General features: G+C 57.5%; 24 protein-coding genes. 10 read left to right on the top strand and 14 right to left on the bottom strand.

Annotated elements, in window-relative coordinates:
- Nucleotides 1-37: 37 nt before the first annotated feature.
- Entirely contained in the window at nt 38-1162 is a 1125-nt protein-coding gene (locus tag AC6I7Z_RS18860) for a glycosyltransferase (RefSeq protein ID WP_497815472.1), read from the bottom strand.
- Nucleotides 1163-1492: 330 nt separating this feature from the next.
- On the opposite strand from AC6I7Z_RS18860, the gene AC6I7Z_RS18855 reads away from it, so the two are divergent.
- Entirely contained in the window at nt 1493-2470 is a 978-nt protein-coding gene (locus AC6I7Z_RS18855; protein ID WP_497815304.1) for a polysaccharide deacetylase family protein, read from the top strand.
- Here AC6I7Z_RS18855 and AC6I7Z_RS18850 read toward each other — a convergent pair.
- The 6 genes from AC6I7Z_RS18850 to rfaD are packed head-to-tail and all read right to left on the bottom strand — an operon-like array spanning nt 2453 to nt 8844.
- Nucleotides 2453-3460: a glycosyltransferase gene (locus AC6I7Z_RS18850; protein ID WP_497815303.1), complete on the bottom strand. Its 1008-nt coding sequence runs from the start codon at nt 3458-3460 to the stop codon at nt 2453-2455. The genes AC6I7Z_RS18855 and AC6I7Z_RS18850 overlap by 18 nt on opposite strands.
- Nucleotides 3460-4716, bottom strand: a complete 1257-nt coding sequence (locus AC6I7Z_RS18845; protein ID WP_497815302.1) for an O-antigen ligase family protein — start codon at nt 4714-4716, stop codon at nt 3460-3462. The genes AC6I7Z_RS18850 and AC6I7Z_RS18845 overlap by 1 nt, the downstream gene beginning before the upstream one ends.
- Nucleotides 4706-5884, bottom strand: a complete 1179-nt coding sequence (locus AC6I7Z_RS18840) for a glycosyltransferase (protein WP_497815301.1) — start codon at nt 5882-5884, stop codon at nt 4706-4708. The genes AC6I7Z_RS18845 and AC6I7Z_RS18840 overlap by 11 nt, the downstream gene beginning before the upstream one ends.
- Entirely contained in the window at nt 5881-6849 is a 969-nt protein-coding gene (gene rfaC, locus AC6I7Z_RS18835; protein ID WP_048782894.1) for a lipopolysaccharide heptosyltransferase RfaC, read from the bottom strand. The genes AC6I7Z_RS18840 and rfaC overlap by 4 nt, the downstream gene beginning before the upstream one ends.
- A complete protein-coding gene (gene rfaF, locus AC6I7Z_RS18830; RefSeq protein ID WP_497815300.1) occupies nt 6837-7895 on the bottom strand; it encodes an ADP-heptose--LPS heptosyltransferase RfaF in 1059 nt (352 codons plus the stop codon). Before rfaF ends, rfaC begins: the two co-directional genes overlap by 13 nt.
- Nucleotides 7896-7911: 16 nt before the next feature.
- The gene (gene rfaD, locus AC6I7Z_RS18825; RefSeq protein ID WP_497815299.1) at nt 7912-8844 is read right to left on the bottom strand and encodes an ADP-glyceromanno-heptose 6-epimerase; all 933 of its coding nucleotides are present in this window, start codon (nt 8842-8844) and stop codon (nt 7912-7914) included.
- A 232-nt stretch (nt 8845-9076) separates the two neighbouring features.
- Between rfaD and AC6I7Z_RS18820 the strand changes: the two genes are divergently transcribed.
- Both AC6I7Z_RS18820 and tdh read left to right on the top strand, forming a co-directional pair.
- A complete protein-coding gene (locus AC6I7Z_RS18820; protein WP_497815298.1) occupies nt 9077-10270 on the top strand; it encodes a glycine C-acetyltransferase in 1194 nt (397 codons plus the stop codon).
- Nucleotides 10271-10281: 11 nt separating this feature from the next.
- Entirely contained in the window at nt 10282-11310 is a 1029-nt protein-coding gene (gene tdh / locus AC6I7Z_RS18815; protein WP_497815297.1) for an L-threonine 3-dehydrogenase, read from the top strand.
- 26 nt (nt 11311-11336) lie between these two features.
- Here tdh and AC6I7Z_RS18810 read toward each other — a convergent pair whose 3' ends face one another.
- The 4 genes from AC6I7Z_RS18810 to envC form a co-directional block, all read right to left on the bottom strand.
- Complete coding sequence (locus AC6I7Z_RS18810) at nt 11337-12248, bottom strand: hypothetical protein (protein ID WP_497815296.1); 912 nt, start codon at nt 12246-12248, stop codon at nt 11337-11339.
- The gene (locus tag AC6I7Z_RS18805) at nt 12241-13467 is read right to left on the bottom strand and encodes a glycosyltransferase (RefSeq protein WP_497815295.1); all 1227 of its coding nucleotides are present in this window, start codon (nt 13465-13467) and stop codon (nt 12241-12243) included. Before AC6I7Z_RS18805 ends, AC6I7Z_RS18810 begins: the two co-directional genes overlap by 8 nt.
- 110 nt (nt 13468-13577) lie before the next feature.
- Nucleotides 13578-14483, bottom strand: a complete 906-nt coding sequence (locus AC6I7Z_RS18800; RefSeq protein WP_497815294.1) for a divergent polysaccharide deacetylase family protein — start codon at nt 14481-14483, stop codon at nt 13578-13580.
- The gene (envC, locus tag AC6I7Z_RS18795; RefSeq protein ID WP_497815293.1) at nt 14484-15785 is read right to left on the bottom strand and encodes a murein hydrolase activator EnvC; all 1302 of its coding nucleotides are present in this window, start codon (nt 15783-15785) and stop codon (nt 14484-14486) included.
- Between the two features lie 254 nt (nt 15786-16039).
- On the opposite strand from envC, the gene AC6I7Z_RS18790 reads away from it, so the two are divergent.
- The 5 genes from AC6I7Z_RS18790 to cysE all read left to right on the top strand — a co-directional run bounded on the left by AC6I7Z_RS18790 (nt 16040) and on the right by cysE (nt 19155).
- Nucleotides 16040-16471, top strand: a complete 432-nt coding sequence (locus AC6I7Z_RS18790; RefSeq protein ID WP_081137831.1) for a rhodanese-like domain-containing protein — start codon at nt 16040-16042, stop codon at nt 16469-16471.
- A 20-nt stretch (nt 16472-16491) separates the two neighbouring features.
- Nucleotides 16492-16746, top strand: coding sequence for a glutaredoxin 3 (gene grxC / locus AC6I7Z_RS18785; RefSeq protein WP_497815292.1), 255 nt, complete (start codon nt 16492-16494; stop codon nt 16744-16746).
- Between the two features lie 39 nt (nt 16747-16785).
- Nucleotides 16786-17250: a protein-export chaperone SecB gene (gene secB / locus AC6I7Z_RS18780; protein ID WP_033754370.1), complete on the top strand. Its 465-nt coding sequence runs from the start codon at nt 16786-16788 to the stop codon at nt 17248-17250.
- Nucleotides 17250-18266, top strand: coding sequence for an NAD(P)H-dependent glycerol-3-phosphate dehydrogenase (gpsA, locus tag AC6I7Z_RS18775; RefSeq protein ID WP_497815291.1), 1017 nt, complete (start codon nt 17250-17252; stop codon nt 18264-18266). Before secB ends, gpsA begins: the two co-directional genes overlap by 1 nt.
- A 67-nt stretch (nt 18267-18333) precedes the next feature.
- A complete protein-coding gene (gene cysE / locus AC6I7Z_RS18770; protein ID WP_033754376.1) occupies nt 18334-19155 on the top strand; it encodes a serine O-acetyltransferase in 822 nt (273 codons plus the stop codon).
- Here cysE and trmL read toward each other — a convergent pair.
- From trmL to cpxR, 3 genes are read right to left on the bottom strand one after another with little or no spacing between them, the layout of a single operon-like run.
- Nucleotides 19152-19622 carry a tRNA (uridine(34)/cytosine(34)/5-carboxymethylaminomethyluridine(34)-2'-O)-methyltransferase TrmL gene (trmL, locus tag AC6I7Z_RS18765; protein ID WP_497815290.1) on the bottom strand — a complete coding sequence of 157 codons (471 nt, stop codon included), beginning with the start codon at nt 19620-19622 and terminating at the stop codon, nt 19152-19154. The genes cysE and trmL overlap by 4 nt on opposite strands.
- Before the next feature lie 35 nt (nt 19623-19657).
- Entirely contained in the window at nt 19658-21037 is a 1380-nt protein-coding gene (gene cpxA, locus AC6I7Z_RS18760; protein WP_033792852.1) for an envelope stress sensor histidine kinase CpxA, read from the bottom strand.
- Nucleotides 21034-21732 (bottom strand): envelope stress response regulator transcription factor CpxR, encoded by a 699-nt coding sequence (gene cpxR / locus AC6I7Z_RS18755; protein ID WP_033754385.1) that lies wholly within the window; start codon nt 21730-21732, stop codon nt 21034-21036. The genes cpxA and cpxR overlap by 4 nt, the downstream gene beginning before the upstream one ends.
- 149 nt (nt 21733-21881) lie before the next feature.
- Here cpxR and cpxP point away from each other — a divergent pair, with 149 nt between their 5' ends.
- Nucleotides 21882-22391: a cell-envelope stress modulator CpxP gene (cpxP, locus tag AC6I7Z_RS18750; protein ID WP_497815289.1), complete on the top strand. Its 510-nt coding sequence runs from the start codon at nt 21882-21884 to the stop codon at nt 22389-22391.
- Between the two features lie 506 nt (nt 22392-22897).
- Nucleotides 22898-23083: a con-10 family general stress protein gene (locus AC6I7Z_RS18745; protein ID WP_434126417.1), complete on the top strand. Its 186-nt coding sequence runs from the start codon at nt 22898-22900 to the stop codon at nt 23081-23083.
- The last annotated feature ends 176 nt before the right edge of the window (nt 23084-23259 follow it).

The following is a 23259-nucleotide window of genomic DNA, read 5'->3' as shown; positions in this document are numbered from 1 at the left end:
TTTCCCTTTATCCGGTCACGCCGAAAGGGAGACCTTTTTAGCTCGTAAGCTGCGGAGCGGCAGATAATTCCGTGTGCGACCGCTGCGCAAGCTGTAGATACTGCTCGCAAATAACGGAGAGACTATAAATGCTTAGGTCGAGATGATGCAACTCGGGCGGGTAATGATAAATTTCACGCATTTTCTCCGCCAGAGAGGCGGCGTTCATCTCAGCGAGCCCACGCGCTAAATCGTGCGTCAGGATCGTTGCCGGTCCGCCCGGGCAGCGCGTGCTGACGACCGGCGTCTGGCAGATTAACGCTTCGACCAGCACGTTGCCGAATCCTTCGCTATCGGAGCTGACGACCAGCAGCCGGGCATGGCGTATCCAGGGATAGGGATTCGCCTGAAATCCCTGAAAGATCACCCGCTCTGCAATACCCAGGCTATCCGCCAGGCGGCGCAGCTGCGCCGCGCGTTCAGGACTGCCCTGGCCAAGCAGCACCAGCGGAGCCTGAATACCGCTTTGCGCATAGGCCTCAAGCAGCCTGTCGTGGCGTTTGGTTTCGTGGAAGCGGCCCACATGAAGAATGAAATCGGTGCCGGCCAGCGGGCAGGGTTTCGCCGCCAGCTGTTGAATCTGTTCGAAATCGAATGGATTGGCGATCACCTGGGTACGGCTCGGCCGCACGCCGACGTTTTCAATTAAATCCTCAAGCACATAAGGCGAGACGGCAATCAGCTGGCTGTTATGGTAGACATGGCGGATTTTTAAGCGTTTCAGCCACAGAGAGAATCCCGACTTACGCGCCAGGTAAGAGGCTGAAAAGACGCCGTGCAGGCAATACCAGGTTTTACGAGGATCCAGCACGCGTGAGTGTTTGACGATACGATCGGTTTTATGGAGGTGTGACAGCGCCAGGTCGAACGCGCCCTCAGCCTTTTGTGCCTGGTTAACCGCCTGATCGAGCAGGCGCGCGCGCCGATGCGTTTCGGTGAGTTTACGCCAGGGCAATTTACAGCGATCTTTGATCACCTTGAAATCGACGCCTTCAGGAATAGGGTAGTCGCATACGCTACGTAAAGAGAAGAGCGAGACGCGATGTCCCAGCGCCACCAGCCCTTCCGCCAGGGTCAGCACGACTTTTTCAGCGCCTCCGCCAGGCAAGCCATCAATGATCATCAGTATGCGTTTTGCCAAAATACCTACCTCAACATGCCAGCCTGTATAGAGTAAAACCTAAGGCTGTCTCGACCTGGCAGCAAAAAGTGTATAAACACTAATCTTATTATCGGCTCGATTTTAAGGGAGCCGCGCTGGAAAAGCCTAACCTTGTTTTTCATAACCTTAACTTAACAAGGCTTAAGAAATTACAGCGTAAATAAGTTTAGTTTAACCAAACATGCTCTGCTTTAAGAGAAGCAAAGGGAGGCGCGGTTAAATTTTTTGCGACTTGTGCTCAGCCTGCGTAACATAACGCTTTATAGCGGCATCTCGCATTACGGATAAGTCATGGAAAAACCAGCATTTTTAATTACGCTCGATACTGAAGGCGATAACCTGTGGCGCAACCGTAGCGGCCAGGTCACGACGCATAACGTCCGTTTTCTGCCGCGTTTTCAGGCGCTCTGTGAAAAATATGGTTTTAAACCGACCTGGCTGACCAATTACGAGATGGCGAGCGATCCCGCCTATGTCGATTTTGCCCGCGATTTTCTGGCCCGCGGACAAGGCGAAGTGGGTATGCACCTGCACGCCTGGCATAGTCCGCCCGCGCACGCGCTTACCGATGATGACTGGCGCTATCAGCCCTACCTTATTGAATACCCTGAGCAGATCCTGCGCGACAAAGTCGCCTTTATGACCGATCTGCTGGAGGAGACGTTTCAGACCAAAATGTGCAGCCATCGCGCAGGTCGCTGGGCGTTCAACGAAATCTATGCGCAGGCGCTGGTGGATAACGGCTATCTTGTCGACTGTTCCGTCACGCCGCGCGTTGACTGGCGCGGCTCTGCCGGCGCGCCGCAGGGAAAGGGCGGCACCGATTACAGCCGTTTCCCCGACCACGCCTATTTCCTCGATCTCAACGATATCTCGCAGCCTGGCCAGTCAAGCCTGCTGGAAGTGCCCATGAGCATCCAGTACCGGCACGGCGTTTTTACCTGCCGGTTGAAAAAAGCCTGGGATGGCCTGCGCGGCAAACAGCGGGGACCTTCCGTAAACTGGCTCCGGCCGGTCGGCGGCAACGTGGCGCAGATGAAGCGGGTAGCAGAGCAGTGCTTAAGCCAGGGCAGCGACTACGTCGAGTTTATGCTGCACTCTTCCGAGTTTATGCCCGACGGCAGCCCGACCTTTAAAAATGAGGCGGATATTGAGCGTTTGTATGAGGATCTGGAGCAGCTGTTTAGCTGGTTGCAGAGCCGCACCCGTGGCCTGACGCTGACGGAGTTCGCCGTGCAGAAAAAGCAGCCGTTACTCCCGGCGGTATAGCGCCGTAGCGGGCTTTTTTTTGCCGATGCGGCGCAGCGAAGAGAAAAAGGTATCCAGGCCGGGATAGCGCATCTGCCAGTACTTCTTCGGCCTGCAGTAGCCTCGACACAGCACGGCGGCGGCTTTTAGCGCTTTTCGGGTAGCGGCGGAGTAGTAGTAGTAGCCATACAGCGCCTTTGACATGCTTTTTACTTCGCTAAAGCAATTCAGCATCATGCCCGTCGCCAGCCTTTGAAAATCAGGCTCACTGCGTCTCGCTTCAGCCATTGTTCGTATTTTTTCCAGAGCGAACAGCATGTCGCCTATATCGCTCGGACGAACGTTGCGCGTTATGCCGCGGCGATTGTCGCGGTAGTAGTAGAGCGTATTCTCCAGATGGCTAATCCGGCGCGTTTTAAAGTACTGAAAGGGCGTAAAAATAACATCTTCATAGCGACGGCCATCTTCAAAACGCTCATCTGCCAGCAGGGTATGGCGATAAATGCGATTCCACAAATGCCACATCGCGCGTTGAAACAGCGGCTGCAGGCAGGCGAGGCCCTGCGAAGAGAAATCATAGGGCGTTCGCTGCGCCGTTTCGCGCTGCGGCGCGACAGGCGGCGTCTCGTCAAAGCGTGCATAGTTGAAATCAATCAGGTCATCGTTATCTGCAAGCAGCACGGGCTTAATGACCGCATAGTAGTTGCTGCTTACCAGGTCGTCGCCGTCCAGGAAGGTCACAAACTCGCCTTGCGCATGCCGTAATCCCACATTGCGCGTTGTCGCAATGCCCTGATTTTTCTGGCGGATAAAGGTGATATGGAGGTGAGCGAAGCGCGCTACCAGATCTGTAACCTGCTGGGTTGAGCCGTCGGTCGAACCGTCATCGATAACAACGATCTGCATATCGTCATCAGCCTGAGTCAGCAGCGAGGTCAGGCAGGCGGTAATAAACGCCTCGTCATTGTGAAAAGGCACAATGACGCTCAGCAGGTAGCGCCGCTGTGCCATTAACGCCGATCCTCGGATGGAGAAGGCTGTTTCACAATCATGACGCTGAAGATAATCGCCAGGCAATAAAGCAGCGTCCCTTCCGTGCTAAAGAAAATAACGTCGCTCAGGCCATAAATAATGAGCGAGATCCCGACAGAGAGTAACGCCGGGTTGCGCAGCGGCCTGAAGGCGCTGTAAATCAGGCTCAGGTAGAGGCCGATAAGCGAAACAATGCCAAACAGACCTTTAATTGAAAAGTTTTCCAGCACTTCGTTATGCATATGCACGCTGAGATAGATTCGCGCGCCATACAGGCTGGGGTTTTGTTTGATAAGGGCTTCCGCTTTCTCGCCGCGCTCTTCGGCCGATTGCCCTGCCAGAGCGGTAACGCCGGTTTTCATGGCGACGGTCTGCATGCTGAGACGGGAGATAATTGAATTCTCTCCCTGCGTCTCATGCATCATCGCAATGTTATCTTTGAGATCCTGAATTCGCGCCTGAATTTTGCTCTGAAACACCAGCGCGCTAATCACCAGCAATACCGGCAGGGCGGTAAAGAGAATAATTTTATGCTTACGCTGTATGACATCTTTGGTGAACAGCACCTGGATCAGCACCAGAATGGGATAGGCCAGCATAGCCGCGCGCGTGCCGGTCAGAATGATGGTGGTATAGGTCACCATAAACAGCAGGGCAAACAGCCAGACTTTATGCCGCGTTCTGAATAACAGCGCGGATTTAATAAAAATCAGGTTCACCGCGGTAAGAATATAGGCGGCGATGGTGGCGCGATCGTAATTAAGCTCAACGCGGCCGATCTCGAGATGGATGCCCTGATACAGCGCATAGGCGTTTACCGCGAGTCCTGTAATCATGGCGGCAACCAGCGCGCTTCGCTGGCGGATGCGCTGGTCATTCAGCGTAACCAGCAGCAGAAACGAGGCGGCAATCTGCAGCCTGCCGGTTGACTGATACTGGCGGTAGAGCGTGATGTAATCGCCCGGCTGTTTATAGATCGTCGTCCAGAGAATGCTCACCAGTCCGACCAGAAAAAGGGCGACAGGCAACACCAGATGCTTTTTCTCTTCCAGATAATATCTGGCGTGGATGATAAAACCCGCCAGCGCCAGATAGCTGGTGATGTAAAAAACGTTTCTGCCGAATGAACCGCCGAAGGGCGCGGTCAAAAAGGCGAGCGCGCAGCCGGCGAAAATGAGCAGGCTAAAATAGAGATGCGGCCTATCCTGTCGAAATAGCGTCAGCTTAATGTTCATCGTTACTACCCGTTATAGCGCTCAGCGCGCCGTTGAATTCAGTCCTGAAAACGGCGTAATCAAAATGCTCTTTTGTCCACTGTTTCGCCTGCTGGCTAAAACGCTGATAGGTCTGCTGATCAAATAAGGTTTCTACCGCATTCGCGCAGGCGACATGCGAAAGCAGCAGCGGACAGGTCATGATATTTCGCACGGGATCGTAGACGTCGTAAGGAAAATCGACGCGTATTCCCGTCAGCTTTTCATGCTCTTCAATAGAGACGGAAGGCGTAAGACCGATGCCGCACACGCCGTTTTTTATGACTTCAGGCTGCCCGTCAACCAATGGATAAATAACCGGCACGCCGAAATAGAGAGACTCCATGCAGGAGAGACCGAAAGGTTCCGTTACCGGCGTGCTCATATAGATATCGATGCGGTTGAAAAAGGGCGCGATATCCTGCTGGAAGCCGCTAAAGGTGACCTTATCCTCAATGCCCAGCCTGCTGGCCAGCGCGATAAAGGCGTCGCGATCGGGCCCTTTGCCGGCGATCTCAAGCGTCACGTCATGACCGCGGCTCAGCAGCTCTTTTAGCGTCAACAGCGTGACGCTTATACCTTTCAGGCTGACCTGACGCGAGGCGGTGCCGATTTTGATCGGCGACGTGAGCACGCGCGGTTCCGGGCGTATGCCGGGCGGCGTCATGATGCGGTTAATGACCACATAATGGGGGCAGGGCAGGTTAAAACGATGCTTCATCACCTGAGAAGAGGCTGACGAGGCGGAGATGACGCCATCTAGCATGCGCATAAAGCTCAGGGTCTTATGATTCTCTGGATAGCGCCAGGAGCAGCCATGGTCGTAATAGACCAGCTTCGCGCGTTTCGGCCTGGCCGTCAGTCGCGGCACCAGGTCCCAGACGACGATGACCTGCGCATCGCTGGCTTCAACCCGCTTCTGCAACAGATACTTCCTGAGAAACTGCGGCGCTTTTAGCCTAAGGCCATTAACTAACCGGCTGGCGAAAACGATCTTTTGCTGCGGCATCTGGCGTCGGATATCTTCGTCAATCTCATTGCTGATGCAGATAACCTCATCTTTTCCATCAGAAAAGTCGTTGATATATTGAAGAAAAAGACGCTCGACGCCGCCCATCTTGCCGAGATTGATAATGTGGAGCTTTTTCATCCCAAAAACGTCTCCAGCCTTTCGGCCACCGCTTGCGCACTGATCTCTGACATGCTGTTGCCCTGAGGTGGGCAGAGAGCCTGCTGATTCTGTCCATATCCCCCAATCAGCCCCGGATCCGTCGGCCCATAAAGCGTGATATTGGGACGATCGAGCGCCGCGGTGAGATGGCTTAGTCCGGTATCTACCGACACCACCGCCTTCGCTCCCGCCAGTTCGCGCGCTATCGCTTCCAGCGTCAGCTTCGGCAGCACCTCGACATAGTCGAAGCCTTCCGCCAGGCGCTGGGCGCGCTGATGCTCATGCTCGGCGCCCCACGGCAGCTTGATACGCAGTCCCGAGGGCTGGAGCAGGCCGATCAGCTCGCGCCAGTGGCTTTCCGGCCAGTGCTTGTTGTCGCGCGTCGTGGCGTGGAGAAACACCAGATAGGGGGCGATATCCTGCGGCACGTCGCGCAGAAAATGCGCGGCGATGGCGTAGTCGCCCTGGGTTTGCGGCTTCTCGTAGCCGAGACTCTTCGCGAACAGCTCGCGCGTGCGCTCTACCGCATGCTGCTTTTTATCAATCTCATGGCGTTGGTCGTACCACCAGCTGGCGAAGGGTTCGCGCGCGCTGCGGCTGTCCTGGCCATGCTTGACGCCTCTGGCGAGACGGGTCACCAGCGCAGCGCTTTTGATCAGCCCCTGCGCGTCGATCACCACATCATACTGACGCGACTGCAAATCGCGCTTGAAGCGCACCCGCTCTTCGCGCTGCTGACTGCCGAACCAGTGTTTGCGCCAGCGGCGGATGGCGACCGGCAAGACTTTGTCCACTGCCGGATGCCAGGAGGGGATCTGGGCGAAATTCTCTTCCACCACCCAGTCGAAGCGAATGCCAGGGATCGCCTGCATGGCGTCGGTTAACGCGGGAAGGGTATGAAGCACATCGCCCATCGACGACGTTTTGACGATCAGGACGTGCATGCCGTCTCCTGCGGATGAGCCAGCAGTTCGCTCAGTTCCTGATAAACGCGCTGCGGCGGGATGTCGATCAGGCTCTGATGATAGCCCTGCGCGGCATCGCCTTTGCGCACCTTATGGTAGCCGGTAATCAGGCGAATAATGCGCACCTGCTTTGAAAGCGGCGGCGTGAAATCGGGGCTGCTTGGGCCATACAGCGCCACCAGCGGCCGGTTGAGCGCGGCGGCGATATGCATCAGTCCCGAATCGTTGCTGACCACGGCGTCGCAGCGCGCAATCAGGATAACCGCCTGCTCAAGCTGCGTCTCGCCCGCCAGGTTGCGGCAGTAGTGGCGCGCCTCGGCGGGCAGCGCCGCGATAATCTCTTCACCACATTCGCGATCTTTGGCCGAACCGAACAGCACGACCTGTTTGCCTTCGGCAATCAGCTGCTGCGCCAGCGCCGCATAGTGATAGTGCGGCCAGCGCTTCGCCGGACCAAACTCCGCGCCCGGGCAAAAACCGATCAGCGGCCGCTCCGCCGGGATCTGAAACTGGGCGGAGGTTTCGATTTTCTCCTGGTCCTCTACCTGAAGCTGGGGCCAGAGCAGCGGCTGCGGCAGCTGCTGCGCCGAAGCGACCGGCGCGTCGCAGGCTAGCGCAATATAGCGCTCCACCATCAGCGGAAACGCCACCTTGTCCAGCACGCGCACATCGTTCAGCAGGCCGTAGCGCATCTCGCCGCGCCAGCCAATGCGACGTTTAATCCCGGCAAAAAAAGGCACCAGCGCGGATTTAAACGAGTTCGGTAGCACATAGGCGCGATCGTAGCCGCTGGCGCGCAGCGATTTGCCGATGCGCCGACGCTCGCCGAGCGCCAGCGCGCCGTGCCCGAGCGGCATCGCCAGCGCCTGGCTCACTTCCGGCATGCGCGACAGCAGCGGACGGCACCAGGCCGGCGCCATCACATCAATCACAGCGTCGGGATGGTGAGCCTTGAGGGTGCGATAGAGGCTTTGCGACATCATCATATCGCCGACCCACGATGGGCCAATAACCAGAATTTTCATCGCGGGTACGCGTTCCTTATGCGCTACGGTTCAGCCAGGCCATATACTCGGCCACGCCCTGCGCGACGGTTTTGAACGGCTTGTCATAGCCAGCCGCGCGCAGACTGGTGAGGTCCGCCTGAGTATAGGCCTGATAGCGGCCTTTGAGTTTTTCCGGGAAGGGAATGTACTCAATTTGCCCTTTCTGGTGGAATTTCAGCACCGCGTCCGCCACTTCCTGGAACGATTCGGCGCGACCGGTGCCGCAGTTATAGATACCGGAGATCTTGTTTTCCCAGCACCACAGATTTACCGCGACCACGTCGTCAACGTGGATAAAGTCGCGCTGGAAGCCCTCGCTGCCTTCAAACAGCTTAGGATTTTCACCGTTGGCGATCTGGGTGTTGAGATGGAACGCCACGCTCGCCATGCTGCCTTTGTGGCCTTCGCGCGGGCCGTAAACGTTGAAGTAGCGGAAGCCGCACACCGGCGAATCCGCTTCCGGCAGGATCTGGCGCACATAGTGATCGAACAGCATTTTAGAGTAGCCGTAGACGTTCAGTGGCTGCTCATATTCACGCTTCTCGATAAAGTTGTCGTTGCGGCCGCCGTAGGTGGCGGCGGAGGAGGCGTAAAGAAAAGGAATTTCGCGCTCGAGGCAGTAGTGCAGCAGATCTTTCGAGTACTGATAGTTGTTGTCCATCATGTACTTGCCGTCCCACTCCGTGGTTGCGGAGCAGGCGCCTTCATGGAATACCGCCTCGACGGGACCGAAATCCTCGCCTGCGGCGATATAGGTCAGAAATTCCTCTTTATCCATGTAGTCGCTGATATCCAGATCGGCCAGATTGACGAACTTGGTGCCGTCTTTCAGGTTGTCGACGACCAGAATATCGCTGATGCCGCGATCGTTGAGCGCCTTGACGATATTGCTGCCAATCATTCCTGCGCCGCCAGTGACGATAATCATGTGCTCTACCTTTAAACGTTGGGGCATGAAACAGGCGGTTTCACGCGCTAATGTCTCACATCATAACATTTCATCACGGAGCAGACAGCCAGATGACTCTGACACGCCGCCCCCTCCACGCTCTCTGACGTGAACTATGCTGCAAAATTAACATTCTCCTGGTGGATTTATCGTTAGCCCCCTTCTTCTTCAGTAAGATGTGCCGAATTTATGCCATCTGAGGAGAACAATGATGACAGCGCAATTTTATCAGCAGATCCGCCAGCAGCTGGATACGGCGCATCGGGAAGGGTTGTTTAAGCAGGAGCGCATTATTACCTCCGCGCAGCAAACCGATATTGAGGTGGGCGAGCAGCAGGTCATTAACTTCTGCGCTAACAATTACTTAGGCCTGGCAAACCATCCGGCGCTGATTCAGGCGGCGAAAGAGGGCATGGAAACGCACGGTTTCGGCATGGCCTCGGTGCGCTTTATCTGCGGCACGCAGGATACGCATAAGCAGCTGGAGAAAAAGCTGGCGGCGTTTCTCGGCATGGAGGACGCCATTCTCTATTCCTCCTGCTTCGACGCCAACGGCGGCCTGTTTGAAACGCTGCTCGACGCGGAAGACGCGATTATCTCCGACGCGCTCAATCACGCCTCGATTATCGACGGCGTACGCCTCTGTAAGGCGCAGCGCTATCGCTACGCCAATAACGATATGCAGGCGCTGCGCGCCTGTCTGGTTGAGGCGCGGGAGAAAGGCGCGCGCCATATTCTTATCGCCACCGACGGCGTCTTCTCGATGGACGGGGTGATCGCCAACCTGCGCGGCATCTGCGATCTCGCCGACGAGTTCAATGCGCTGGTGATGGTGGATGACTCCCATGCGGTGGGCTTTGTCGGCGCGGCCGGTCGCGGCACGCATGAATATTGCGACGTTATGGATCGCGTCGACATTATTACCGGCACGCTGGGCAAGGCGCTGGGCGGCGCTTCCGGCGGCTATACCGCCGCTCGCGCCGAGGTCGTCGAATGGCTGCGCCAGCGCTCGCGTCCCTATCTCTTCTCTAATTCGCTGGCGCCGGCGATCGTTGCCGCCTCGATCCGCGTGCTCGACCTGCTGAGCGAAGGCGACGGTCTGCGGCAGCGCCTGTGGGACAACGCCCGTTTCTTCCGCGAGAAGATGACGGCGGCCGGTTTTACCCTGGCGGGCGCCGATCACGCCATTATTCCCGTGATGCTGGGAGAAGCGAACGTGGCGCAGGAATTCGCCCGTTTGCTGCAGCAGGAGGGCATTTACGTTACCGGCTTTTTCTATCCGGTGGTGCCGCGCGGCCAGGCGCGTATCCGCACGCAGATTTCGGCGGCGCATACCCAGCAGCAGCTGGAGCGAGCGATCGAGGCCTTTACCCGCATTGGACAACAGCTTGGCGTCATCGCCTGAGGAGCTTCTGCATGAAAGCGTTAGCCAAACTTCACGCCCGGGAAGGCATCTGGATGGTGACCGATGCGCCGATCCCAGAGCCGGGCCATAACGATTTGCTGATCAAAATCCGCAAAACCGCCATCTGCGGCACCGATATTCATATTTACAACTGGGATGACTGGTCGCGCAAAACCATTCCGGTGCCGATGATCGTCGGGCATGAGTATGTCGGCGAAGTGGTCGCCATCGGCCAGGAGGTGCGCGGCTTCAGCATCGGCGATCGCGTCTCCGGCGAAGGGCATATTACCTGCGGACACTGCCGCAACTGTCGCGCCGGCCGCACCCATCTGTGCCGCAATACCATTGGCGTCGGCGTCAACCGACAGGGCTGCTTTGCCGAATATCTGGTGATCCCCGCCTTTAACGCCTTCCGCATTCCCGACAATATTTCCGACGAGCTGGCCGCGATTTTCGATCCCTTCGGCAATGCGGTGCATACCGCGCTGTCGTTCGATCTGGTGGGCGAAGATGTGCTGATCTCCGGCGCCGGGCCTATCGGCATTATGGCGGCGGCGGTGTGTAAACATGTCGGCGCGCGCAACGTGGTCATTACCGACATCAACGACTATCGCCTTGAGCTGGCGCGCACCATGGGCGTGACGCGCGCGGTCAATGTGGCGCATGAAGATCTGCGCGCGGTGATGCGCGAGCTGGGCATGACGGAAGGGTTCGACGTGGGGCTGGAGATGTCCGGCGCGCCGCCGGCGTTTCGCACCCTGCTGGAGGTGATGAATCACGGCGGGCGTATTGCGCTGCTGGGCATCCCGCCGGGCGAGATGGCGATCGACTGGAATCAGGTGATCTTCAAGGGGCTGTTTATTAAGGGCATCTACGGCCGCGAGATGTTTGAAACCTGGTACAAGATGGCGGCGCTGATTCAGTCAGGGCTCGATCTGACGCCCGTGATCACGCACCGCTACGCTATCGACGACTTCCAGCAGGGCTTCGATGAGATGCGCTCCGGACGTTCAGGGAAAGTGGTGCTGAGCTGGGATTAAAAAAAAGCCGCGTCGGCGGCTTTGGCTTATTGCTGCTGCTTCTCCGCATCCGTCAGATAGCGCACCTTGCGGGTGTAGTCCTGACCTTTAAAGGTCAGCGGCTGACGAGGATCGGCCAGATATTTTTGCCATTCGGAAAGCGGGAAGCCGCCGTGCGCGCCTACCACCTCTGGCGGTATGACGCCCGGCTTGCCGCCGATGCGTTTGGATACCGGCCAGTTCGCCCACTCGCCCAGGTTGACGGTGCGCAGGTCGAGCAGATCCAGCAGGCACGCCAGCGGCAGCTGATCGGTCGGCGGCTGGCTGTCGTTCATTAATTTCCAGGTGTCGTCGAACAGCGTCAGCCAGAGCGGGCAGACGCGCTGCCAGGTCTGACGCGTGGCCGCCAGATAGGCGCCGTTGACGTGATCTTCGAGGTAGGGACGCACGCTGAGCTGATAGTAGGCGGGGATCGTCTCCTGCGCCGCGCCGGCCAGCTTGGCAATCATCTTTCCCTGGCGAAAGCTGGAGTAAAAATGGCCGTCTTTCATGTGAATTTCCGGCATTTTAAGCAGGTTGAGATCGGAATCGATCATCAGGATCCCGTCGCCCTGCGCATGCAGCGGGGCCTGCATCTTTATCAGCCGGCTGCGATAAATTTGCTTGTAAGGATAGGCCTCTTCGCGATGCGGCACCGCCAGCGTCACAACGCGGGTTTTAGGCGTCAGCTCGCCAAATGCGGCGGCGGGCTGGTCGCTAACGATAACGATCTCCTGCGCCGCCGTAGCAAAGCGCTCGGCAAACAGCGCGCTGAGCTTCGCCTCTTCGACGTAATCCGCTCCGGTACAGGGAATAACGATAGAGGTCACGGGGATGGTGCCCTGCACATCGGACTGCGCGTAAGGCAGATTATGGCGTGCGCGCACGTGACGAAAACGGGGATTGAGAAAGTTAAGCATGCTTCTTCCTTGTGACGCTTTTTAAGATGGTTTCCACGCCGTTGACATAGTTTTCGATGGCGTACTGCGATCGAACGCGCGTCGACGCGGCCTGGGTTAATCGTTGACGCAAGGCCTCATCCTGCCAGAGCGTGACGAGGTGCTGAGTTAACTGCGCCACGTCGCCATATTCGAACAGCAGGCCGGTGTCGTTATGGCTGATTAACTCCTCTGTGCCGACCACGCGTGAGCCAGTCACCGCCGTATTGACCAGCATCGCTTCCAGCACCACGCGCGGCAGACCCTCGCTGCGGGAAGCCAAAATAAAGACGTCGAAAGCGGCGAGGTAATCCAGCGCGTTATTCTGGAAGCCGGTAAAGATGACCCGATCGAGAATCGCTTCTCTGGCGGCCTGCTGGCGCAGCGCAGCCGCTTCAGGGCCATCGCCGACCACGATCATTTTCCAGTTCGCTTCGGGACAGGCCTGTTTGAAATGGCCCAGCGCCTGCAGAACATGGTGGTTCGACTTACGCAGGATCAGCGAGCCGATGGTGCCGAAAATAAAGCTCTCCGCCGGCAGGTTTAAGCGCTGGCGCACCGCCGCGCGCTCAGGCAACGGCTGGTGGATATCAATGGCGTTGGAAACGGTAAAACAGCGCGACGCCTCAACGCCGCCGTCGCGCAAGGTCTGATTCACGCCGTGAGAGACGGCGATAACGGCATCGCACTCATCATTCACCAGTTTCGCCAGGCGGGTATTCATCAGCGGCTCAATGCGGCAGTGCTGTACCACGGCAATATCAAGACCCTGAGCGGCGAGATAGCCCTCGACATTGGTGCTGGGCTGGTTATTCATATAGAGCGTATCGTAGCGGCCTTGCTGCAGCAGCGCGCGCAGCTTGCGGGCGTTTGGCCGGACGCGCCAGCGCGCGTCGATAGCGTCGACCGCCTCTTTTTTCAGGCGGCGATTGAAGAAAAGCAGGGCGCGTGCCGCTTCCTTCGCGAGCTTCGCCCAGCCGGGCTGCTTTTTCTGAGGAATAAAGACGACAGGTATGGCGATGGCGTTAAGCACAGATTCGATGGTTTCACCGTTGCCGCGCGCGTAATTGTGGTAGAAGCAGCAGGTGATATCGAAAGCGTCACGGTCGATGCGCTTAAGCAGCTCCAGCATGCTGTTGGTGCCGCCGCCCCATTCTCTGCCGTTATCCAGCAGCATAATCTTTTGTTTCGCCGTCCTCATCCTGACAGAAATCCTTATAACCGGTCTGCGCCACTCGCACCGGATTATAGTGATTTCTGTTCAGAAAAGAATATTAATGTTAAGGCCGAAGCGCGGCATGAAATGGCTTATTAAAAAAGCTGTTTCAGTCCTGTTACCACTACGCTCTGGCTCGCGCTCTCCCATACCGCATCAAGCGCTCTGGTCGCCGGAACCGGCTGCGGCTGCACTTTACACATGCCTGGCGGCTGGAAACCCGGCTTATGCGGACGCGACGGCTGCTGCGGTTTCGCTGGCGCCGTCCCGCCGTGCAGCGGTTCGTTCAGCAACTGGCTTGGGCGTACCAGCGTAATATCCGCAGGCAGCGTCGGCAGCATCTGCTGCAGCACGCGCACCGTATTAGGATGCGGATGACCGATAGCGATGGCGTAGCCGTCGCGCTGCGCCAGCTTCACGGCGCGCGTAAACTGCTGGCGAATCGCGTTGATATCCTGGCTGTCGTCGAGAAAGACGCGGCGCTTCAGCACCTTCACGCGCGTGCCTTGCGCGGCGGGCACCGACTGGCTGTTGCCGATGGTCATGCTGTCGAGAAAGTAAAAGTTGTACTGATTAAGCGCCTGCATCATCTTTACCATGCCGGGCAGGCTGGAGGTCATTTTGCTGCCCATATGGTTGTTCAGGCCGACGGCGTAGGGCACGCTGTTGACCGCGCTGCGCAGGATGCGCGCGATCTCTTCGCTGCTCATCTCCGGCGTCAAGGTATCCTTCTCCAGCGGCTGTTTGCTGAGCGGCGCCATAGGGAGATGGATCAGCACCTCATGACCGCTCTGGTGCGCTTTCGTTGCCATATGGCGCGCGCCGGGCGCGTCAGGCAGCACCGCGACGGAGATCGCGGCGGGCATTTGCAGCACTTTGTTCTCTTCAGAAGGGCGATAGCCGAAGTCGTCGATAACGATGGCGAGTTTGCCCGCATGGGCGGCGCAGCTTAACAGCAGTCCGCCAATAGCGGCGGCGAGATGGCGACGTTGAAAAAACACTTATCTTCCTAACCACGGGAGTGGATTGACAGCCTGTCCCTGACGTCGGATTTCAAAATAGAGCGACGGCGTACCGCGTCCGCCGCTGGTGCCCACAAGGGCGATAGGCTGTCCTGCCTTCACCTGGGCGCCAACGCTAACCAGCGCGCTCTGGTTATAGCCGTAGAGACTCATATCACCTTTGCCGTGCTCAAGCACGACGACGAGCCCGTAACCCTGCAGCCAGTCGGCCATCAGCACGCGGCCGTCGGCAATCGCTTTGACTTCGGCGCCTTCCGGCGCATCGATCACCAGCCCTTTCCAGCGCAGTTCGCCCTGAAGCTGTTCGCCGAAGCGATGTTCGATACGTCCGCGCACCGGCCACAGCGCCTGGCCGCCTGCGCGGCCCAGACCGCCGGTTCGCGCCACCAGCTCGCGCTCGCTCTGGGTAGGCTGGTAGGTCGAGCCTTTGGCTTTCGCCTGCGCCTGACGCTGGCGCACTTTTTCCGCTTCCCGCGCCTCGCGCGCCGCGCGCTCTCGCGCCTCGCGTTCGGCCCGGGCGATTTTGTCCTGCAGGCGGCTTTCGTTCTGCCGCATCTCCACCAGATCCGCCTGGTCTTTTTCCAGCGCGTTTTCCAGTGCGCTCAGCGTTTTCTTGCGCGCCGCGCTCGCCTGCTGCAGCTTCTCCTGCTGGCCTTGCTGCTGGGCCAGCAGCGTTTTTTGCTGCTGCTGTTTCTGCTCCAGCGACGCTTTTTGCTCACTCAGCGTCTGACGCGTTTTTTGCAGCGCGTCGATGCTCTGCTGGCGCGCGTCGTTGAGGTAGCCGAAGTAGGCGAGAATACGTTCGCTGCGCTGGCTCTCTTCGCCGCCCAGCAGAAGCTGCACGCCGTTATGCTTGCCCTGACGGAAAGCCGCGTCCAGCTGCTGAGCCAGCAGGGTTTCCTGCTGCGCCTGCTGCTTTTCGAGCCGCGCGATCGAGGCGGTGAGCTGGCTGACTTCGCGGCTGAGCGCGTTCAGGCTGTTGCGGGTGTCGCGCAGCTGGCGGCTGGCCTGCGCAATGATTTTTTCCTGGCTCTGCAGCTGATCGAGCAGCTTGCTGCGCGCAAGCTTCTGCGCCTTAACGCTTTTCTCTTTTTCGGCGATATTTTGCTGAATGGATTTCAGCTGCGATTTACTGTCGTCGGCGCTGTGGGCGGCCGCAGGCAATAACAGAACGCCCGCGCAGAGCAGGCTGAAGGAGAGAGTGGACAGGTGTGCAGTCAACGGGCGTTTCTTTCCGCTGTGACGAGTCCTTGTGGCTAAAACAGTCGCTTTTCCCTTCATAGGCCAGTGATTATTCCACGATGAACAGCCGCTTACCAGCGCAACGCCGCGGGATTTCCTTTTCCAAAGATGTCGGTATTTATCCTGATGCCGAATAAGGGTTGTGCCATTTTTGCGATACGGCAATTTTTTTTAGAAAATGACGCACAAATCGTAACTCTGGCCGCTTAGCGTCTGTACATGAGAAGTGGCGCAGGTATACTCAGAACCCTTGTTTTTAGCTTAATTAGCCCGGTCTGGAGTCTTTACCCCTCATGCAAGAAATTATGCAGTTTGCAAGCAATCACACCATCCTCAGTCTGGCATGGGTCGTTTTACTGGTTTTGGTGATTGTTACCACCTTTAAAGGGATGTTTTCTAAGGTGAAAGTTATCAGCCGCGGCGAAGCGACCCGCCTGATTAACAAAGAAGAGGCGGTAGTAGTGGACGTGCGGTCGCGTGACGATTACCGCAAAGGACATATTTCGGGCGCGCTGAACGTTGCAGCGGCTGATATCAAAAAAGGCAGCTTCGGCGAGCTGGAAAAGCATAAAGCTCAGCCCATAATTGTGGTGTGCGCCACTGGCCAGAGCGCGAGCGAGCCGGCTGAAAAACTGAGCGCCGCCGGCTTTAGCCAGGTGACCGTTCTGAAAGACGGCATCAGCGGCTGGAGCGGAGACAACCTTCCGCTGGTGCGCGGAAAATAACATCTACCGAGGTACGCAACATGGCTAATGTCGAGATTTACACCAAGGCGACCTGTCCTTTCTGCCACCGGGCGAAGGCGCTGTTGAGTCAAAAAGGTGTGGCGTTTCAGGAGATCCCTATCGACGGGAACGCCGCGAAACGCGAAGAGATGATCAAACGCAGCGGCCGCACCACCGTGCCTCAGATTTTCATTGACGCGCAGCACATCGGCGGCTGCGACGACCTTTACGCGCTGGACAGTCGTGAAGGCTTAGATCCGCTACTGCAGGCGTAAGAGCGGCGCAGGATTTTTCAACTCACAGGACTTAGTCAGATGTCAGAACAAAACACCAACGAAATGCAATTCCAGATTCAACGCGTTTACACCAAAGACGTTTCTTTCGAAGCGCCGAACGCGCCGCAGGTTTTCCAGAAAGAGTGGGAGCCGGAAGTGAAGCTGGATCTGGATACTGCGTCATCACAGCTGGCTGACGAAGTTTATGAAGTGGTGCTGCGCGTGACCGTAACCGCCAGCGTTGGCGAAGAAACCGCATTCCTGTGCGAAGTTCAGCAGGCGGGCATCTTCACCATCAGCGGCATCGAAGGCACGCAGATGGCGCACTGCCTGGGCGCTTACTGCCCGAACATCCTGTTCCCGTATGCGCGCGAATGCATCACCAGCCTGGTGTCTCGCGGCACCTTCCCGCAGCTTAACCTGGCGCCGGTAAACTTTGACGCGCTGTTCATGAACTACCTGCAGCAGCAAGGCGAAGGTGCCGAACCACATCAGGATGCCTGATGACTACACACGCTTCGATTAGCGTCATCGGTGCCGGCTCGTACGGCACCGCTCTGGCCATTACCTTAGCCCGCAACGGCCATCCCGTGCTGCTGTGGGGACACAATCCCGCGCATCTGGCGCAGCTGCAGGCCGAACGCTGCAACAGCGCTTTTCTCCCCGACGTGCCTTTTCCCGACAACCTTGAGCTTGAGCCCGACTTAGCCCGCGCCATTGCGGCCAGCCGCGATCTGCTGGTGGTGGTGCCGAGCCATGTGTTCGGCGACGTGCTGCAGCAGATTAAACCGCATCTGCGCGCGGAGTCGCGCATCGTCTGGGCGACCAAAGGGCTGGAGAGAGAGACCGGAAGGCTGCTGCAGGATGTGGCGCGCGACATCCTCGGCGACGCGACGCCGCTCGCAGTCATCTCCGGGCCGACCTTCGCCAAAGAGCTGGCGGCGGGCCTGCCGACCGCGATCGCGCTGGCGGCGACCGATGCTACTTTCGCCGACGATCTGCAGCAAAAGCTGCACTGCGGCAAGAGCTTCCGCGTTTACAACAATCCTGACTTTATCGGCGTGCAGCTCGGCGGCGCGGTGAAAAACGTCATCGCCATCGGCGCGGGCATCTCCGACGGCATCGGCTTCGGCGCCAATGCGCGTACCGCGCTGATTACGCGCGGCCTGGCGGAAATGAGCCGTCTCGGCGCCGCGCTGGGGGCCGATGCCACTACCTTTATGGGCATGGCTGGCTTGGGCGATCTGGTGCTGACCTGTACCGATAATCAGTCGCGCAACCGTCGTTTCGGCCTGATGCTGGGCCAGGGCGAAGAGGTGGATAACGCGCAACGCATTATCGGACAAGTTGTAGAAGGTTATAAAAACACCAAAGAAGTCAAGGCGTTGGCTGAGCGTGTCGGCGTTGAAATGCCGATTACCGAGCAAATCTATCAGGTGCTCTATTGCGGAAAACCGGCGCGAGAGGCAGCATTGAGCCTGTTAGGCCGTACAAGGAAGGATGAAAACGGTTCAGGCTGATGCGGGATGCGCAGCATAGTCACCTGTAGCGCCATTCAGGCGCTTTTTTTTTCGGGAGAAAACTGCAATGTCGTCTGATGAGTTAGAACTGGTCTGGAACAACATCAAAGCGGAAGCGCGCGCGCTGGCCGATTGCGAGCCGATGCTGGCCAGCTTTTATCATGCGACTTTGTTGAAACACGAAAATCTCGGCAGCGCCCTGAGCTATATGCTGGCCAACAAACTCGCCAATCCCATTATGCCCGCTATCGCCATTCGCGAAATCGTCGAAGAGGCCTATCGTCAGGATCCTTCGATGATCGCCTCGGCCGCGCTCGATATCCAGGCAGTGCGCCAGCGCGACCCGGCGGTTGATAAATACTCTACGCCGCTGCTCTACCTGAAAGGCTTTCATGCGCTGCAGGCCTATCGTATCGGCCACTGGCTGTGGAACGAAGGGCGTCGCGCCTTAGCGGTCTATCTGCAAAACGAAATTTCCGTCTCGTTCGCCGTGGATATTCATCCGGCGGCGAACATCGGCCACGGCATTATGCTTGACCACGCTACCGGCATCGTTATCGGCGAAACGGCGGTCGTAGAGAACGACGTCTCGATCCTGCAGTCGGTGACGCTGGGCGGTACCGGCAAAACCAGCGGCGATCGCCATCCGAAAATCCGCGAGGGCGTGATGATCGGCGCCGGGGCGAAGATACTCGGCAATATCGAGGTCGGGCGCGGCGCGAAGATCGGCGCAGGCTCGGTGGTATTGCAGCCGGTGCCGCCGCATACTACCGCCGCAGGCGTGCCGGCGCGCATCGTCGGCAAACCCGCGAGCGACAAACCCTCAATGGACATGGATCAACACTTCAACGGCACCGTGCCGGGCTTTGAGTTCGGCGACGGGATCTAACTGCGCCGCGCGCCTGCGTAATCAAGCTGGCGCCAGGCTTCATACACCACCACCGATACCGCATTCGACAGATTCATGCTGCGGCTCTCCGCACGCATCGGGATGCGGATTTTCTGCTCTGGCGGCAGCGCATCGAGGATCTCGGCGGGCAGTCCGCGGCTCTCCGGGCCGAACAGCAGATAATCGCCCGCCTGGTAGCTCACCGCGCTGTGCGCCGGCGTTCCCTTGGTGGTGAGCGCAAACAGCCGCGCGGGCTGCTCGACGCGTAGAAACGCCTCATAGCTTTCATGCTTCTGAATCGCGGTAAATTCGTGATAGTCGAGACCGGCGCGGCGCAGCCGCTTGTCGTCCCATGCGAAACCAAGCGGCTCAATCAGATGCAGCCTGAAGCCGGTATTAGCGCAGAGGCGAATAATATTGCCGGTATTCGGCGGGATTTCTGGTTCAAATAAGACGATGTTAAGCATAAGGCCCCCGATAACAGGGGCCGAAGCATAGCAAATTATTGGCGGCTGGAGGAGTAGAGCGGCAGCCAGAGCGTCAGGCGCAGGCCGCCAAGCGGGCTGTCGTCAGCCTTCACCCAGCCGCGGTGCTGCTGGATGGCGGTTTCGACAATCGCCAGACCGAGCCCCGTGCCGCCTGACTCGCGGTCGCGCGCCTCATCGGTGCGGTAGAAGGGACGGAATATCTGCTCGCGATCTTCCGGGCTGACGCCCGGGCCGTCATCGTCGACGTGCACCGTCAGGCCGCTGATATCCACCGAAAAGCTGACGCTGATATGCGAGTGCGAGTAGCGCAGCGCGTTGCGTACGATGTTCTCCAGCGCGCTCTCCAGCGCATGCGGGTTGCCGTAGAGCGGCCAGGGGCCGGGCGGATAGGGCACATCGAGCTGCTTGCCCATCTGCTCGGCTTCGAACTTCGCATCTTCCAGCACGTCGTTCCAGAGCTGATTTGCTTTCATCGCCTCGCTGACCAGCGCGTTCTTGTGCTGGGTGCGCGACAGCACCAGCAGATCGTTGATCATGCCGTCCAGACGCTGAGCCTCCATCTCGATACGCTCCAGCTCTTTGCCTTCGCCGTGACGGCGGCGCAGCAGCGCCGTGGCCAGCTGCAGACGCGTCAGCGGCGTGCGCAGCTCATGGCTGATATCGGACAGCAGACGCTGCTGCGAGGTCATCATGCGCTCGAGCGCACTCACCATCTGGTTGAAGCTGGAGCCGGCGGCGAGAAACTCCTGCGGCCCTGATTCTAGTTCCGGATGCTGGCGCAAATTACCGCTGGCGACTTCATCCGCCGCATATTTCAGCTTGCGCGCCGGACGCGCCAGGCTCCACGCCAGCCACAGCAGCAGCGGCGAGCTGATCAGCATGGTGACGATCAGCAGCAGCAGCGGCCGGTCGAACAGCAAATTGATAAAATCGAGCTGTGAGCTGGTCGCCGGTCGAATCAAGTAGAGCTGATAGTTATCTTCGCCGTCGCGCACCGCGAAGGGGCCGACCATTTCGATACGGCCATACTTCTTTTTCTGCGGATGATCGGCATTGTCGGACTGCCCGATAAAGTTGCGGATCACCTGCATTTCATTATGCTGCGCGCCAATGACGCGGCCTTCGCTGGTGACCAGCAGCAGGCGCTGGCCCGGCGGCGCCCATTTGTCGATAGCGCGCGAGAGCCGGCGCCACCACATCAAATCGTTGGGCGGATCCTGCGCCAGCTCTACTTCGACATGCTGTTCAATCATGGTGCCCTGGCGCTGCTCGCTATCGAGCAGCGAGGCCATCTGGCGGGAGTCCAGCTTAGGCACCATCAATACCAGCATCAACACCAGCGCCAGGGTTAGCCAGAAAATGGCGAAGATGCGGGTGGTGAGGCTACCAATCATGAAGCCGAAACCATCAGATAGCCGCGGCCGCGTAGGGTTTTGAACCAGGGGTGGCCGTCGCGGCGCTCAGGCAGTTTGCGGCGCAGGTTAGAGATATGCATATCGATAGCGCGGTCGAACGGCGTCAGACGCTTGCCCAGCACCTCCTGGCTCAGATGCTCGCGCGAGACGACCTGGCCGAGATGCTGCGCCAGCAGGTAGAGCAGGGTGAACTCGGTGCCGGTAAGATCCAGCGTCTGATTGTCGAAACTCGCTTCCTGACGGCCTGGATTCAGGCGCAGGCAGTCCACTTCCAGCGTCGGCGAGCTGCTGTCGTGCTGCTGCTGTTGCTCGCTCCAGTTGGAACGGCGCAGAATCGCGCGTATACGCGCCACCAGTTCGCGATCGTTAAACGGCTTAGGCAGATAGTCATCTGCGCCCAGTTCGAGCCCCAGCACGCGATCCAGCTCGCTGCCGCGCGCGGTTAACATAATGACGGGCGTTTGATGTTGCTGGCGTAGCTCTTTCAGCGTGTCGATACCGTTCTTTTTCGGCATCATCACATCGAGCAAAAGCAGATCGATAGAGGTATCCAGCAGGCTTAACGCCTGTTCGCCGTCGCTGGCTACCACCACTTCAAACCCTTCCATTTCCAACAGTTCTTTAAGCAGCGAAGTCAATTCGCGGTCATCGTCAACCAACAGGATTTTATTCATTTTTTATTGCCCTCCGCAGGCAAAATACCGTGTTCCTGACTTGTCAATCCAACGCTTTACGTAGTTTTACACCCCCTGACGGATGTTTGCAGCTGTCGCCGTACACTGGTCCTCGTTGAATCGCAAAACGGAACGGACTGGAGTAAACGATGCGCACAGTAACCGCCGTCGTCATTGCCTCAGCGATGGTTCTCAATCACGCCAGCGCGGGAGTGGCAGACACGACGACGATTGACGAAATGCATCACGGCGGATTGACGACAGGCAGTATGACGCAAAATCCGCAAAGCCACATGTTCGACGGCATCGAGTTGACGGAAGAACAGCGTCAGCAGATGCGAGACCTGATGACGCAGGCGCGATATGAACGTTCCCCTGTGAGCATCGGCGATATCGAAAACATGCATGGTCTGATTACGGCGGACACTTTTAACGAAGCGGCTATCCGCGCCCAGGCTGAGAAAATCGCTCAGGCGCAGATCGAACAGCATGTCGAGATGGCGCGCATTCGCAACCAGATGTATCACTTGCTCACGCCGGCACAGCAGGCCGCGTTGCAGAAGAATTACGAGCGGCGTCTCGCCGAGTTACGCAAGCTCTCGAATTTGCAGTCGTCTTCATCGCTGCAAGCAGTGAGTAGTACCAGCAGTAACCAGTAACATAGTATCCCTGTTTTCCTTGCCATAGACACCATCCCTGTCTTCCCCGCCATGATGGCGGGGTTTTTTTTGCCTTTTTGCGCGTTTCCGGCAGCAGTGTCAATCCTGGCAGACCAATCCTTCCTCTGCATTAAGACTTTATTTAAGAAAGGCACTAACCCCTTAAATGTTCAGGCATTTAGTTAAACATTCTTGTTTAGCGTCTCGTTTATTTTTTATAAGGCATATGTTATGCCCTGAAAATATATCCATAATCGAAGCGACTTTAAATAAAAAAGCGAAGCGACGAGTTGTTTAAATATATGATAAGAAGAAAATAAGCTTTGCAGCTATATTTAAAACTAATAAATATCAATCGGTTAATTGTTTCATCCTTTTCTTGAATTATTCTGGCTTACTTCTACACTTAATTCTGTCGCAGCAAGGAAAGCGCACATCCCGGGAATTTAAATGGAGTGCAGTAACCACATTACGTAAACAATCTGAATATATTAACGGAGTAAGTTATGGCAGAACATCGTGGTGGTTCAGGCAATTTCGCAGACAACCCGCAAAAAGCCTCTGAAGCCGGTAAAAAAGGCGGAAAAAGCAGCGGCGGTAGCGGTAATTTTAAAAACGATCGTGAAAAAGCCTCCGAAGCAGGCAAAAAAGGCGGTCAGAGCAACCACGGCGGCGGCCGTAGCTCTTCCTGACGAGGTTAGAGCTTAGCGGTAAACCGTGCGTTTCCCCAGGCGGGAAACGGTACCCCGTCCTCTTTGAGGGCGGGGTTTGTTTTTTCTGGCATTCCGTCAGCTTTTCTCTTCTGATGACGCAGGGTTTATGCGCAGCGACAATCTGGATGTTAAACTTTAGCCATTCCTTTATTTCG

It is taken from the genome of Pantoea sp. X-Soil-MYKO-1289 (genome assembly GCF_059730625.1).
The sequence above is the reverse complement of the archived record's forward strand: the minus strand, read 5'-3'. Positions and strand labels throughout refer to the sequence as shown.

Coding starts and splice junctions, on each gene's coding strand:
- AC6I7Z_RS18820 (WP_497815298.1), top strand. CDS start 9,077: ATGACAGCGCAATTTTATCAGCAGATCCGCCAGCAGCTGGATACGGCG.
- AC6I7Z_RS18805 (WP_497815295.1), bottom strand. CDS start 13,467: ATGAGGACGGCGAAACAAAAGATTATGCTGCTGGATAACGGCAGAGAA.
- AC6I7Z_RS18790 (WP_081137831.1), top strand. CDS start 16,040: ATGCAAGAAATTATGCAGTTTGCAAGCAATCACACCATCCTCAGTCTG.
- AC6I7Z_RS18745 (WP_434126417.1), top strand. CDS start 22,898: ATGGCAGAACATCGTGGTGGTTCAGGCAATTTCGCAGACAACCCGCAA.
- AC6I7Z_RS18845 (WP_497815302.1), bottom strand. CDS start 4,716: ATGAACATTAAGCTGACGCTATTTCGACAGGATAGGCCGCATCTCTAT.
- cpxR (WP_033754385.1), bottom strand. CDS start 21,732: ATGAATAAAATCCTGTTGGTTGACGATGACCGCGAATTGACTTCGCTG.
- AC6I7Z_RS18840 (WP_497815301.1), bottom strand. CDS start 5,884: ATGAAAAAGCTCCACATTATCAATCTCGGCAAGATGGGCGGCGTCGAG.
- AC6I7Z_RS18810 (WP_497815296.1), bottom strand. CDS start 12,248: ATGCTTAACTTTCTCAATCCCCGTTTTCGTCACGTGCGCGCACGCCAT.
- envC (WP_497815293.1), bottom strand. CDS start 15,785: ATGAAGGGAAAAGCGACTGTTTTAGCCACAAGGACTCGTCACAGCGGA.
- tdh (WP_497815297.1), top strand. CDS start 10,282: ATGAAAGCGTTAGCCAAACTTCACGCCCGGGAAGGCATCTGGATGGTG.
- AC6I7Z_RS18855 (WP_497815304.1), top strand. CDS start 1,493: ATGGAAAAACCAGCATTTTTAATTACGCTCGATACTGAAGGCGATAAC.
- gpsA (WP_497815291.1), top strand. CDS start 17,250: ATGACTACACACGCTTCGATTAGCGTCATCGGTGCCGGCTCGTACGGC.
- AC6I7Z_RS18860 (WP_497815472.1), bottom strand. CDS start 1,162: ATGATCATTGATGGCTTGCCTGGCGGAGGCGCTGAAAAAGTCGTGCTG.
- cysE (WP_033754376.1), top strand. CDS start 18,334: ATGTCGTCTGATGAGTTAGAACTGGTCTGGAACAACATCAAAGCGGAA.
- rfaC (WP_048782894.1), bottom strand. CDS start 6,849: ATGCACGTCCTGATCGTCAAAACGTCGTCGATGGGCGATGTGCTTCAT.
- cpxP (WP_497815289.1), top strand. CDS start 21,882: ATGCGCACAGTAACCGCCGTCGTCATTGCCTCAGCGATGGTTCTCAAT.
- rfaD (WP_497815299.1), bottom strand. CDS start 8,844: ATGATTATCGTCACTGGCGGCGCAGGAATGATTGGCAGCAATATCGTC.
- cpxA (WP_033792852.1), bottom strand. CDS start 21,037: ATGATTGGTAGCCTCACCACCCGCATCTTCGCCATTTTCTGGCTAACC.
- rfaF (WP_497815300.1), bottom strand. CDS start 7,895: ATGAAAATTCTGGTTATTGGCCCATCGTGGGTCGGCGATATGATGATG.
- AC6I7Z_RS18850 (WP_497815303.1), bottom strand. CDS start 3,460: ATGGCACAGCGGCGCTACCTGCTGAGCGTCATTGTGCCTTTTCACAAT.
- secB (WP_033754370.1), top strand. CDS start 16,786: ATGTCAGAACAAAACACCAACGAAATGCAATTCCAGATTCAACGCGTT.
- grxC (WP_497815292.1), top strand. CDS start 16,492: ATGGCTAATGTCGAGATTTACACCAAGGCGACCTGTCCTTTCTGCCAC.
- trmL (WP_497815290.1), bottom strand. CDS start 19,622: ATGCTTAACATCGTCTTATTTGAACCAGAAATCCCGCCGAATACCGGC.